General features: G+C 74.7%; 6 protein-coding genes and 1 pseudogene. 2 read left to right on the plus strand and 5 right to left on the minus strand.

Features of this window, described 5'->3' with window-relative positions; translation table 11 throughout:
- The first annotated feature begins 18 nt into the window (after positions 1-18).
- Positions 19-456, plus strand: coding sequence for a hypothetical protein (locus tag J5X75_RS15725; RefSeq protein WP_238488118.1), 438 nt, complete (start codon positions 19-21; stop codon positions 454-456).
- A gap of 2523 nt (positions 457-2979) precedes the next feature.
- Here the strand turns inward: J5X75_RS15725 and J5X75_RS15730 are convergent.
- Positions 2980-4479, minus strand: coding sequence for a hypothetical protein (locus tag J5X75_RS15730; protein ID WP_208468139.1), 1500 nt, complete (start codon positions 4477-4479; stop codon positions 2980-2982).
- 2895 nt (positions 4480-7374) lie between these two features.
- Here J5X75_RS15730 and J5X75_RS15735 point away from each other — a divergent pair.
- Entirely contained in the window at positions 7375-8682 is a 1308-nt protein-coding gene (locus J5X75_RS15735) for a hypothetical protein (protein WP_208468140.1), read from the plus strand.
- On the opposite strand, the gene J5X75_RS15740 is transcribed toward J5X75_RS15735, so the two are convergent.
- From J5X75_RS15740 to J5X75_RS15755, 4 genes and pseudogenes are all read right to left on the minus strand, one after another.
- Positions 8683-9705, minus strand: coding sequence for a GGDEF domain-containing protein (locus J5X75_RS15740; protein WP_208468141.1), 1023 nt, complete (start codon positions 9703-9705; stop codon positions 8683-8685).
- A 65-nt stretch (positions 9706-9770) separates the two neighbouring features.
- The gene (locus J5X75_RS15745; protein WP_208468142.1) at positions 9771-10955 is read right to left on the minus strand and encodes an ABC transporter permease; all 1185 of its coding nucleotides are present in this window, start codon (positions 10953-10955) and stop codon (positions 9771-9773) included.
- A pseudogene (locus J5X75_RS15750) lies at positions 10951-11622 on the minus strand (ABC transporter ATP-binding protein); the annotation flags it as partial. The gene J5X75_RS15745 and the pseudogene J5X75_RS15750, both read right to left, overlap by 5 nt.
- A complete protein-coding gene (locus J5X75_RS15755; RefSeq protein WP_208468144.1) occupies positions 11619-13001 on the minus strand; it encodes an efflux RND transporter periplasmic adaptor subunit in 1383 nt (460 codons plus the stop codon). The pseudogene J5X75_RS15750 and the gene J5X75_RS15755, both read right to left, overlap by 4 nt.
- Positions 13002-13262 lie beyond the last annotated feature (261 nt).

The raw sequence follows: 13262 nt of genomic DNA on the forward strand, positions 1-13262 counted from the left end.
CCTCCGACGGAGGACCCCGTGACTCTCGTCGACGCCAGCCGGATCATCCTCATCTTCGCCGCCCCGGCCGTCGTGGTGGCCGCGGTGCGTCATGTGCCCCGAGGCTGCGCCGTCCTCGCCGACCGCTGGCGACAGCGGCGACCGGCCGAACCGGCGCCCTACGGCCCACCGATCGAACGGCTCGCCGCCGACCTGCGGCGCCTGCTGCGCCTGCACGGGGAACTCGCCGCGTCGGCGCACGCCGCGATGTCCGCGCATCGGGTGTGGGCGGTGGAAGCGGCCATCGGCGCCCGCGCGATCGAGGCGGCCACCGCGCTCGGGGTGCCCCATCCGCATCCGTCCCGGGCGGCGGCGCTCACCCGTACCGAATTGTCGTCGATCTTGACCCTTTTGGCCGAGGCCGGCCTGGTGTTGCCGGCCCGGGTGGGCGGATTCACCACCGACGGGCGGTTCTGAAAGCAGGGGCGGCGGCGGGCCTGCACCCACCGCCGCCTCCGTCCCGGCCGGCCTGGGAAGGAGAAGACCACCGGCCGGGAATCCCGGGAACGAAGCACTCAGGGGCGGGGGGGGGGGGGGGGGCGGGCGAGGACCCCCCCCCCCCCCCCCCCCCCCCCCCCACCCACCCCCCCCCCCCCCCCGGGGGGGGGGGGGGGGGCCCCCCCCCCCCCCCCCCCCCCCACCCCTCAGCCCGGCAGGCGAAGTCACCGGCCGGAGGACGGAAGGGGGCGCCATCCATGGGCCGGTCTTGGGGGCGACAGTCGCCGACCGGGAGATCTCGGTGGTGATCGGGGACGGTGGCAGGCAGGGAGGAGACCCGCCACCGTCCGCCGGCCCGTCGGCCCCGGTCCGTGCGGACCCACGGACCGGGCGCCGGGCATGCGGCGGCCACCCGCATCGGGGGGAGAGGAGTGGCCGCCTGCCGGAGAAGGTCTGACCGGTGTGCGCCGGGGAGGACGGCGACGGGAGATGGGCTCCCGCCGCCGCCTCCTGCCCGGCCCCGTGCCGAACCGCCAACCGCGGAGGAGACGAGGGGGGCGTCGTCTCCGCGGAGATCGCTCACGGGCAACGGTGCGGCCGCCAGACTGGGGGGCGGCGGCCGCCGGCCGGGAGGCCGAGGGAACTCGGGCCCGGGCGGTGGCCCGGGAGATCAGGTCGTGGAAAAACCGCCGAGGACGTCGTTGGCCGCAGCGGGTCGCCCGGCAGAACCGGGCGCCCCACAACCGTGCCAGGCGGAAAGTCCTTGATCCGCGAAAGTCCAGAGTGGCCTTCGACACTTCGGGGTCACCTGTTCAGGGTCAACCACAAGTTCTTAGCTCTCCTGAAAGGGAGCTTAAAAGGTTCTTAAGTCGTCACGCGCGCCGTCACCCCTCAGGAGCGACCCCCGTTGATAGCGGCAGGCCCCGCCGAGCGCTTCCGAACAACCTGATAGTCACTGCTCAAACCGTTGAACCGGGCAGGTCCGCGAGACGTATACCCCGGTGATCGCACTATCCCGGCGGGCTGCGGCGCCGGGGCGGTCAACGCTCGCGGGCCGTCCGCGAGGCCGGTGACGGGGCTCCGCAGAGCGGTGGCGCACTTCGCAAATCCGTGGTTAACCTTCCACATCCACCACGTGGCAGGCGTTGATCGCGGAGGGCGAGGGGCGGGCACCGGGGTGCGGAGGTGGGACAGCATGAGGACGGTGGCACGGATGCGGTGTCGGGGCGAGGGGACCCTCCCCAGCCGATCTGGGACCGCGTCATGAGCTTCGAAGACGACGAGTACTGGGAGGACGAGTACAGCGAGTACTCGTTCATGCCCAGTTCCGCGGTCATGCAGGAGAAGCACTACACCAAACGTACGGTCCCCGACCCGGTCATGCCGACCCGCCGCCGGCCCGGAGGCGCCGACGAGGTCGCCGCACAGCGGGCGAAACGGACCGCCTTCGACAGCGAACGGCCGAGCTGGCTCAACGATCCCGACTTCGAGCCGATCGACACCTCCGTCGACAACCTGGTCGGCGACGACTTCGACGACGTCGACTTCAACCGCCCCGAACTCGGCGTCGACTTCGACAAACCGGACTTTCCGATCATCGACCCGGCGGCCCGGCCCGATCTGCGCCGCGGCGCCGCCCCGCAACGCCGTGGGCCCGACCGTTACGACCGCACCGCGGACGAGCGCCGCGACCGGCGCGCCGATGACCGTGAGCCGGGGCGGCCTTCGGGTGGTCGCTCCGATGAGCGGCCGGGCGGTCGTTCGGAACGGCGCCCGGACGGGCGTTCTGGACAGCGCTCCATGGGTGGTTCTGAGCAGCGTTCTGACCAGCGTTTGGATGGGCGCTCGGACCAGCGTTCGGACGGACGCTCGGACCAGCGTTTGGATGGGCGCCCGGAGCGGCGCGACGGCCGGTATGCCGAGCCGCGTTACCGAGACGAGGCGCCCGGCGGCCGGGACGGCTACGAGCGTGGATACCGGGATGAATGGGATGAGCGCAGGCAGCCCTCCCGCCGGGATCGCGACGACCGCCGTGAGCCCGCCCGCGCTGACTGGAACGAGCCGGGACGCGACGACCGCCGGGACCCCCGGGCCGATCGGGCGGGTTCGCGCGACGGCCGGGACCCCCGCGACCTGCGCGATTCTCCCGACGTCCGCGGCACACGGGACCCCCGCGACCTCCGCGATTCTCCCGACGTCCGCGGTACACGGGACCCCCGCGACCTCCGCGATTCTCCCGACGCCCGCGGTACACGGGACCCCCGCGACCTCCGTGACTCCCCCGACCTCCGCGGGTCACGAGACTCCCGCGAACTGCGCGACTCCCCCGACATCCGGGGCGCGCGCGACGCTCGGGATACATCGAACATTCGTGGCGAACAGGACACTCGCGACCTCCGGGACTCGCGCGATCCGCGGCGTGGCGAAGGTCGCGAGCCGGTCCGTGCGGACTGGGCGGATCCCGCTCGCCGCGAAGGCGGCCGTTCCGAGTGGGCCGAGCCGTCACGGGACGAGCGCCGCGACAGCCGTCCGCCGCGCGACGACCGGCGCGGCCGGCGGGCCGTCGAGATCGGACCGAACGAGCTGTGGGGCGACGACGGCGACCTCGGCCGGGAGCGTGCCGCCGAGCCGGTCCTCGAGGACGGGCGGCCGGGCGTCGGACGGACCATCGAGCTGGGCGCCGACGAGTACTGGGAGGAGCCCGCGGCCTCGCGGGGCAACGTCACCGAGATCGACCCGGAGCGACGGCGCGGGCCGGCTCCGGCGTCTCGCAACGATCGTGGACGCGCCGCCCAGACCTGGGACGACGACGACTTCGGGCCGATCCGGCCGCCCGGCGGACGGCGCCCGCGGCGCGACGAGGCGCCGCACCGCGACGACCTCGCGGTCACCGGGCGTGCGCAGGTGCCGGCTGCGGGTGCGGAGGATCCGTACGAGTCCTACCGGCCGGACGGGGAGCGCCACGGCGCCCTCACGGCAGGCACGGAGGGCCGCCCCGCCCTCGCACCGGACCAGCGTCCCGCCGCCCGCGATTCGGGCGACCGCCGCCGTCCCGACAGCCAGGACTCGGGCAACCGCCAGCGTCCCGAAACGCAGGCACCGGGCGACCGCCAGCATCCCGGCACACAAGCTGCCGGCGACCGGACACGCTCCGGCATGCAGGGACCCGGCGACCACACACGTCCCGGCGTGCAGCAACCCGGCGACCACACACGTCCCGGCGTGCAGCAACCCGGCGACCACACACGTCCCGGCGCGCAGCAACCCGGCGACCACACACGTCCCGGCGCGCAGCAACCCGGCGACCACACACGTCCCGGCGCGCAGCAACCCGGCGACCACACACGTCCCGGCGCGCAGCAACCCGGCGACCGGACACGTCCCGGCGTGCAGCAACCCGGCGACCGCCAGCATCCCCACACACACGCGGCCGGCGACCGGACACATTCCGGCATGCAGGAACCCGGCGACCGCCAGCATCCCGGCACGCAAGCGGCTGGCGACCGGGCGCATTCCGGCACGCCAGCGGCCGATGGGGCACGTCCCGGTGTGCAGGAGGCCGGTGACCGGCAGGGTTCGGGGGCGCAGGGGTCCGGAGACCTCCGGCAGTCCGGGACCGGGGACGCCGGCGATCCGCAGCGGGCCGCCGGGCTGGAAGTGGGCGACGGGCAGCGTTCCGGGAGTTGGGACGCGGACGGTCAGCGTCTGGCGGGTGGAGCCTGGGCGAACGGTCTCGGCGCTGCCGCCCCGGGTGTGAGTGGGAACGAGACGTCCGGATCCGGCGCGGGCCGGGCGGACGATGGGCGCGGGCAGGTTGGGTCCGGGGTTCCCGCGCAGGGCGCCGGGGCCGAAACCGGGCGTGGCCTGCCGCCGGCCGCCAGCGAAGCTACGGTGCGTGACGGTCGGAATGCCCGGTCGTACCCGGCGGAGTCCTACCCGGACGATTCCGGTCCGATCCCGGCAGGGGCTCGCGGGCAGGCGCCTTCGGAGTCGGGTGGTCAAGCTGCGACGGCCGGTTCCGGCGACACGGGCTCCGCGGACGCGCCGCGCGAAGGCAACGAACGGCGGGGCGAATCCTGGCGGTCGAAGGTGGTTCGTCTTCTGCCCGGTCAGCGCCGGGCGGCCGCGAACAACCCCACCGAGCCGACAGCCGACCTGACCGACCGCGGGCGCGGCCCGAACGGGTCCGCCGCCGCACCGGCCCAGGAGCCGCACGCTCACGGTGCCGGGCAGGCCCCGCGGGTTCCGGCCGCCGAACAGGGTCAGCCGGCCTACGGCACGGTGCCGGGCGTTGAGCGCCACGGCTCCGGGGACCAGATCCGCTCCGGCATGGAGGACGGCGGGAACCAGCCGGGGGCCGGAAGCGGACGGGACACGGACCGGCCGGATTCGAACAGCGGGCACGGCATGGGCCAGCCGGGTCCGGGCAACGGGCGCGTGGGAGGGGTGCCGGAAAGCGGGTACCCCGCGGGGCAGCCCGGTTCAGCCGGTGGACGGCCCGGTTCAGCCGGTGGGCAGCCCGGTTCAACTAGTGGGCAACCCGGTTCAGCCGGTGGGCGGCCCGCGGGTCGGCCGCCCGTGGGTCACGGTCCGGGTGGGCATCGCGCGGACTCCGGAAACGGGCGGGGAGCCGGCGAAGTCGGTTCGGACGCGATGGGCGCCGGGGCCGAGGAGACCAGGGACCTGCGGGAAACCGGGTCCTGGCCGGCGCCGGACGGCGGGAACGGTCCTCGTGTGGTGCGGCGGGAGGAGCCGCCCGTACCGCCGAAGGTCGTCAGCAGGACCACTCCGCCGCCCGCGCCGCGCGTGATCAAGGCTGACCCGCCGGTTACGCCGCGGGTTGTCGCGGCGCCGACGCCGGTGCCGCCGGCCCGCGTGATCGGGCCGAACGGGCCGCAACCAACCGTCGAACCCGCCCGGCCGGCAGCCGGGACGGATGCCACATATCGCCCGCACGATCCCGCCCCGGCACAATGGGGCGGCCCGGATGCCGCCGCGCGTCCGCACGACCCGGCCGTGGCACAACGGGGTGGCGCGGACACCGGCCCTCGGGGCGCGGCCGCACCACCCGACCCCGCCACGGCGCAGTGGGCCGAGAGCGTGGGCGCGCCCGGTGATCCCGCCGGTGGCCGGTGGGGTGCCGGAGCCGGTGAGGGGTGGCAGACGAACAACCCCTACGTGACCGGGGAGATCCGGCGGCCGGACGAGGCTCAGCCGGAGGTTCCGCAGCAGCGTTCCCGGCGGTCGCCCCGGGCGGCGCACGTCTTCCTCGCCGAAGGTGACGGGCCGTGGGCGATCGTTCCGGACGAGGCTCAGCCGCCCGCCGGGTCGCGGCCGGTGTCACCGGCGCGGCCGCCGGAGGTTCCCGGGGCGGACACCGTGGGCCAGCCTGGCGCGGTCCCGAGCGGTCAGCCGGGTCCGATTCCGGGTGGTCAGCCCGGTGCGATTCTGGGTGGTCAGCCCGGTGCGATTCCGGGTGGTCAGCCCGGTGCGATTCCGGGTGGTCAGCCCAGTGGAACTCCGGGTGGTCAGCCTTCTCCCGCGTCGGCGTGGCCGCCAGCGGTTCGACCGGAGGCGAGCCGCCCTGTTTCGGCAGCTCCCGCCGCGCCGCGGCCGGAGAGTGCTTGGCCGCCGGCGATTCAGCAGGGTCCGGGTGGCGACGGACAGGCGTGGCCGGTTCCCGGCCAGCAGCCGCCCTCGACCGGGTGGCCCACGCCTCCGGTCGAGGGATCGAGTCCGGTTCGGACGGGCCCGCAGCCCTCGTCTCCTGCCGGACCGAACGCGACGCCCACGGGCCCGACGCCGCTCGCCACGAACCAGGGCGGGAACGGACCGAACGCGAACTACGCAGGCCCGGCACCGCACGCCACGAGCCAGCCGGGGAACGGACCGAACGCGACTCACGCAGGCCCGGCACCGCACGCCACCAGCCAGGGCGGGAACGGACCGAACGCGACTCACGCAGGCCCGGTGCCGCTCGCCGCGGACCAGGGTGGGGCCCGGCGGCCCAGCCCGAAGGCGCCCAAGGCGGTTCCGCCGCCGCCCGGATGGACCGAGACGCGGCCCGCAGCCGATGGTCTCGCTCCCCGTTCGGCGCCTCCCGCCGCGGCATGGCGGGAAGCGGGGCAGACCCCGACCTCCGGCGAACGGAGCGACGGCACACCGCCCGCCACGGCGTGGGGAGCGGACGGACAGCCCGGACGCGTGCCTCACTCGCCCGCGCCGGATCGGTCGGGCTGGAATGCCGCGACGCCCATCTCGGTGCCTCCGGTGAACGGGGCGGACGGCGGCCAGAACCGGTCGGCCGGTCCGGTGCCGGCGCCGCCGGTGGACGGCTTCGGTGGGCCGGGGCGGCCGACGAGTCCCGCAGCGCCCGGGGTGGCTCGTGCGGAGTCGCTTGGCGACCTTCCGGGTCCTCAGGGACGCGGGCCGGGCGGTTCGCCGGGTTCTCGTCAGGCGGCGCATCCGGGTGGCCGCGTGGAAGGGCCGCACAACGAGCAGGTCGGCAGCGCTTCCGGTGGCCGCTCCCCGGACGCGGTTCGCCGGGACGAGCTGGCGAGTGGCCAGCAGGTCGGCCAAGACGGCGCGCCGACCGGGCCAGCGATGCCGAACGGAACACAGGCCGGGCACGCCGTCCCGAACGGAACACAGACCGGGCCAGCGCTCCCGAACGGAACGCAGACCGGGCACGCCGTCCCGAACGGAACACAGACCGGGCCAGCGCTCCCGAACGGAACGCAGACCGGGCACGCCGTCCCGAACGGAACACAGACCGGGCCAGCGCTCCCGAACGGAGCGCAGACCGGGCAGGCCGTCCCGAACGGCACGCACAGCGAGCCGGCACCGGCCGTAAGTGCCGGACCGATCGCGGGTGGGACGACCGGTGAGCGGCCGACGGTGGCGTTGCCGCGTCCGGCCGCGGGAACCGACCGCGGTGACACCGCGGCCCGCGAGCGGATCGGATTCCCGCTGGCGCGTCCGGGCCAGGACGGCACGGACGCCGCGCAGACCGGCCCCCGAACCGCGGCCACACCGCCGCCGGTTCACGGCGATGCGGCACCGGCGGAGCCGGGTGCGGTGCCGGCCCACGGCGGGACGGCGGCAGGCCCGGCCGGCACGGTGCCGGGCCGGCCCACGGCTGACGGCGACCGGCCCGCGGCATCGGCGCAGCCCGAAAAAGCGCGGGACCTGGCCGATGTGACACCGGACCGGGCCGGCGCGGTGCGGGACCGGGCCGATGTGGTGCGCGACTGGGCCGATATGGATCAGCCGTACATGGATGCGGACGGGACGCTGCACAACCTGCGGCCGATCGCCCGCCTGGAGACCTCCGGGCCGGACACCGAGCCGCGGCGGTACTCGGACACCGCTCTCGGCAGCGGCTGGTTCGTCAGCAAGACGCCGGCGAAGGCCGAGGACGGCGAGGCCGCGGAGGCGACGCCCGGGGAGGGCGAGACCCCGGACGCCGCGGCTGCGGAGACGGCGGCCGAGGGCGAGCAGCCGCAGGGCCCGGAACTGGCCCCGCACCTGCCGCTGACCGCCGCCGACCTGTCCGCGATCCGCTGGCGGCTGGACGGCGCCAGCCTCCGCGAGGTGGTCGACGACCGGAACGCGCTGCGCGAGCTGGGTGAACGCCTGGACGGCCCGCTGGCCGACGAGGCCGACAACATCGTCAAGGCGGGGCTGCTGAGCGTACGCGCGGAGGTGTACCGCCTTCTGGGTGAGCTGGGCATGGCCGCGGCCGCCGCCCGGCTGGCCCTGGCGCACGCCGAGTCGGCGCAGGACCTTCAGTCGCAGGTGATCGCGCAGGCCGAGCTGGCCCACGTGCTGCGGTTGCGGGGCGACTACATGGAGGCGGACCGGCTGTTCCAGCGGGCGGTGGACGCGGATGTTCCGGCCGCTGTGCGCAGCGTGGTTCACGAGAACGCCGGGCGCAGCTGTTTCGACCAGAACCGGCACATGGAGGCGCTGGACCACTTCGCGCGCGCGATCCGGTTGGGTTCGCCGGAGGACACCGATCTGGTGGAGCGCATCGGGGTGTGCCTGGAAGCCGTCTACATCCATGTGCTGCGGGACGGTTGGGGCCCGTACCCGAGGAAGTCTCCGGAGATCAGGGCACCGCTCGGCGCGCGCCCGGCCGCCGAGGGTGAGGAGGCGCTCACCGAGTCGACGGCCGAGCATCCGGTGGTGGATCCGCGGCGGTAGTCAGGCTGTGAGGCGGGCCGGGCCGGCCATCATGCTGCGCCCGCGCCCGCCCTCCTTGGCCCGGTAGAGCGCGGCGTCGGCGGCCCGTTGGAGGTCGTCGGGGCCGGTGGCGTGGTCGGGTGCGACGGCGATGCCGATGCTGATTCGGGGCGGCCCGCACGGCAGGTCGGTGGCGCCCGAGACCCGGGTCCGTACCTGCTCGATGTACCGGAGCGCGCCGTACGGGGCAGCCTGGAGGAGGACGGCGAACTCGTCCCCGCCGAGCCGGGCGACCATGTGCCCACGGTCCTCGGCGGCGTCCCGCAGGGCGTCGGCGACGGCGCGCAGTGCCTGGTCCCCGGTGGCGTGCCCCCAGGTGTCGTTGATCGTCTTGAAGTGATCGACGTCGATCATCACGAGGGCGAGGGGGTGGTGCGGCCCGGCCCGGGTGACGGCGCGGCCGATGGCGGCGTCGAAGGCGCGCCGGTTGGCGGCGCCGGTGAGCGGGTCCGAGGTGGCCTGGTTCTCCAGGACGTCGCGGAGCCGGTCGTTGCGTTCGCGGAGACCGGCCACGACGATCGCGGTCATCGACATGGCGACGGTGATGGCGATCCAGTCGTGGAGCGCGTGGGTGCCGTCGGTGTACTGGAAGGCGACCAGGGCGTGCCCGGCGGAGACGGCCGCGACGACGAGGCCGGTGAGGATCCGGCCGAGGAACGACGCGGCGTAGAGCAGCGGCCACAGGTAGAACATCTGCGGGCCCAGGCTGGCGTCCTCGGTGGCGACGTTCAGCCCGGTGATCACGGCGATCCCGAGGAACGGCACGGCCGGCCAGAAGAGGACCGGCAGGTGTTCCGGGTGGCGCAGGCTGACCAGGCCGATCACGAGGACGACGGCCGAGGTGACACCGAGGGCGATCAGCCGGGGCGGCGGATCACCGAGTTCCATGAGGACGCCGGTGATCAGGTTGTAGGGTCCGGCCGCCAGCATCAGGTAGGCGACGGCACGGGCGGCGCCGTGCGAGTCACGTAACTGGACGGACAATGCGGTTCTCCTCCGGGGGTCGGATTCAGAACCACGTTCGGTACGGTCGGCGAATTACTGAGTGCCTACTCGGTACGCAGGGCGACGACCGGGTCGAGCCGGCCGGCCCGCTGCGCCGGCACCACCCCGAAGACGATGCCGACGGCCGCCGACACCCCGAAGGCCAGCGCCATGGACCACCAGGTCAGGGCGGCCGGGACCGGGCTGAGCCGGTCGACGAGCAGGGCCGCGGACCCGCCCAGCAGCATGCCGAGCACACCGCCGGTGGTGGTGAGCAGGACGGCCTCGAGCAGGAACTGGACGCCGATGTCGCGGGGGCGGGCGCCGACCGCCTTGCGCAGGCCGATCTCCTTCGTCCGTTCGCGTACCGAGACGAGCATGATGTTGGAGACGCCGACGCCGCCGACGAGCAGGCTGATCCCGGCGATGGCGGCGAGCACCCCGGTCAGCACCCCGAGGATGTCGCCGAGCACGCCGAGAATCTGCTCCTGGGTGACGGCGGAGAAGTCGGTGTCGGGGTGCCGTTCGGCGAGTGCCGCGACGACCGCGTCGGAGAGTTCGCCGATGCGTTCCCGGTCGGGGGCGCGGATCGCGATGCCGTCGATGCGTTCCGTGCCGAGCAGGCGCTGCGCGGCGGTGACCGGTACGTGCACCTCGCTGTCCCGGTCGACGCCGAGGCTCTGCCCGAGCGGCTCGAACACGCCGATCACCCGGAACCGGACCCCGCCGATGGTGATCTGCCGGCCGATCGGGTCCCGGTCGGCGAACAGGTCCCGGGCCGTCCCGGCGCCCAGCACCGCGACCCGGCGGCCGGTGCTCACATCGGTCCTGGTCAGGTAACTGCCCCGGTCGAGGCGGCGGACGAAGACGGTCGGCGTGGTCTCGAGGACGCCCTGCATGCTGGAGAAGCCGGTACGCGAGCCGGCGCGTACCGTCTCGCCGGAGGCGATGGTGACCGCGACCCGCGTCCGATCGCCGACCACCCGGTTGATCGCGTCGATGTCGTCGAGGGTGAGCGGCGAGGACGTGGGCGCCGAGCCCGCCTCGATCCGGCCGGGCACGACCAGCAGCAGGTTGGAGCCGAGCCCTTCGACCTGGCGCTCGATCTGTTCTTTGGTACCGGTGCCGATGGCGACGAGGGCGACCACGGCGGCCACCCCGATGACCACGCCGAGCATGGTGAGCAGGCTGCGCAGCCGGTTGGCGCGCAGCGCGTCGAGGGCGACCCGCCACGCCTCAGCGAGTCGCACTGATCAGCCCGTCCCTCATCACGATCTGCCGCCGGGCCCGGGCCGCGACCTCCCGGTCGTGGGTGACCAGCACGACCGCCACGCCGTCGTCGTTGAGCGATTCGAGCAGGGCGAGGACGGACTGCCCGGTGGCCGAGTCGAGGTTGCCGGTGGGTTCGTCGGCGAGCAGCACCGACGGCCCGGTGACCAGGGCCCGGGCGATGGCGACACGCTGCTGTTCACCGCCGGACATCTGGTTGGGCCGGTGGGTGATCCGGTGGGCGAGGCCGACGCGGTCCAGCATGGCGGCGGCGCGTTCCCGGCGTTCGCGGCGGCCGATGCCGCGGTAGACCAGCGGCAGGCCGACGTTGTCCTGGGCGGTGGTCCGGGCGAGCAGGTGGAACGACTGGAACACGAACCCGATCGTGGTGTTGCGCAGTTCGGCGAGCTCGTTGGGGGTGAGCCGGGCGACGTCGCGGCCGCCGATCAGCAGGGTGCCGCCGGTGGGCCGGTCCAGGCCGCCGAGCAGGTGCATGAGCGTCGACTTGCCGGAGCCGGAGGTGCCGACGATGGCCACGTAGTCGCCGGGTTCGACGGTGAGCGACACGCCGCGCAGCGCCGGCACCGACAGGCCGTCGAGCTGGTAGGTGCGGCTCACGTCCTCCGCGACGATGGCCGGGGTGTTCACGGCGCCTCGTCGCCGGCGCTCACCTGGTCGGCGCCGGCGATCACCACCCGCTCCCCCGCGCCGACGCCGGACAGGATCTGCACGATGTCCTCGCCCTGGACGCCGAGCCGCACCGGGACGGCCGCGTATCTCCCGTCGCGCACGGTCCAGACGGTGTCCCGGCCGTCGGCGGCGACCACCGCCGAGGCGGGCACGGTGACCGCGCCGGCGGCCTGCCGCACCTTGAGACGGATCACGGCGCTCATCCCGGGCCGTGGGACGGGCGCGGCCTCGCCGCTGTCCGGGTAGTCGCCCTCGGCGAGTTCCAGGCGGACCCGGTAGGAGACGCCACCGCGCGCCGAGGTGGTGGGCAGCAGATCGACGGCACGGACGGTCGCCGGGTAGCGGGCGCCGGGCGCGGCGTCGAGCTCCACCTCCGCCTTGACACCCTCCTCGACCAGCAGCACGTCGGTCTCGTCGACCTCGGCGGAGAGACCGAGCCGGCCGGTGTCGACCACGGTGATCACCGGGGTGCCGGCGGCCACGTAGCCGCCCTCCGGCACGGCGGCGTCCACACCGGACGACACCATCCCGGCGGTCGACGGAACCTGGCCGCTCTCCAGCAGCCCGGCCAGGGAGCCGCTGCCGCTGGCCGGGGCCGGCCCGCCGTACTGGACCACCCCGGCGACCGGGGCTTTCAGGGTGAGGGCGTCGACGGCCGCGTCGGCCAGCTGGTACGCCTGCTCGGCCTGCATCCGCTGCGCCGCGGCGAGCGAGCCCATGGCCCGCCCGAGCGACGCCACGCCACGCTGCACCGACCGCAGCGCCGCGGCCGAGGCGGCCGACGCCGTCTCGTACTGTTTCTCGGCGGCGTCCACCTGATGCAGCAGCGCCGCGCGCGCCCGCGGGTCGGCGATCTGCCCGGCCGCGTCCCGGGCCTGCTCGAACGCGGCCGCCGCCTGCCGGTCGGTCCGCTTCCGCACCGCCGTGAACTCTGCGGTGCCGCCGACCGGGACGCTTCCTCCGGACGGCGCCTGATCGAGCGCCTCGCGCGCCGCGTCCCGCCGCCGCTCCAGCTCCGGTGACTCGATCACGGCGAGCACGTCGCCTTTCGCCACCCGCTCCCCCGGCTCGGCGCGCAGTTCACGCAGCGTGCCGGCGGCCGGGGCGGTCAGCGTGGCGGCGGTCCGGGCGGTCACCGTCCCGGGCGCCTCGACGATCTCGTCGACCGTCCCGACCTCGGCGGACCCCAGCCGGACGGCGCTCGCCTCGTCGTCACAGGACGCGCCGGTCTGCGACAGCAGCAGGACACCGAGAAGCATGATCACGGCACGTGAGCGGGCGCGAGACACAGAGGCCACTCTATGCCGAGAACGCGCCACCGGCTTTCCCCCAAACATCAAAACCCTTCTCTGTTACGGGCTACGCGCACCCGATCGTCCAGGGGGGCGATCATCTGCCCACACCGGGCCGTTGGGCCGCTGCGGGCGTGAGCGCGGCGCAAGCAACGACACGGGTCTCCGACCCGTCAGGCCGGCCGCGGGCCTGAGTGCGGCGCAAACAGCAACACGGGTCTCCGACCCGTCAGGCCGGCCGCGGGCCTGAGTGCGGCGCAAACAGCAACACGGGCCTCCGGCCCGTCGGGCCTGAGGGCGGCCCAA

The organism is Actinoplanes flavus (genome assembly GCF_017592555.1).
Lineage (GTDB): Bacteria > Actinomycetota > Actinomycetes > Mycobacteriales > Micromonosporaceae > Actinoplanes > Actinoplanes flavus.

Excerpts from the sequence above, each read along its gene's own strand:
- J5X75_RS15755 (WP_208468144.1), bottom strand. The coding sequence starts at position 13,001 with ATGTTTGGGGGAAAGCCGGTGGCGCGTTCTCGGCATAGAGTGGCCTCT.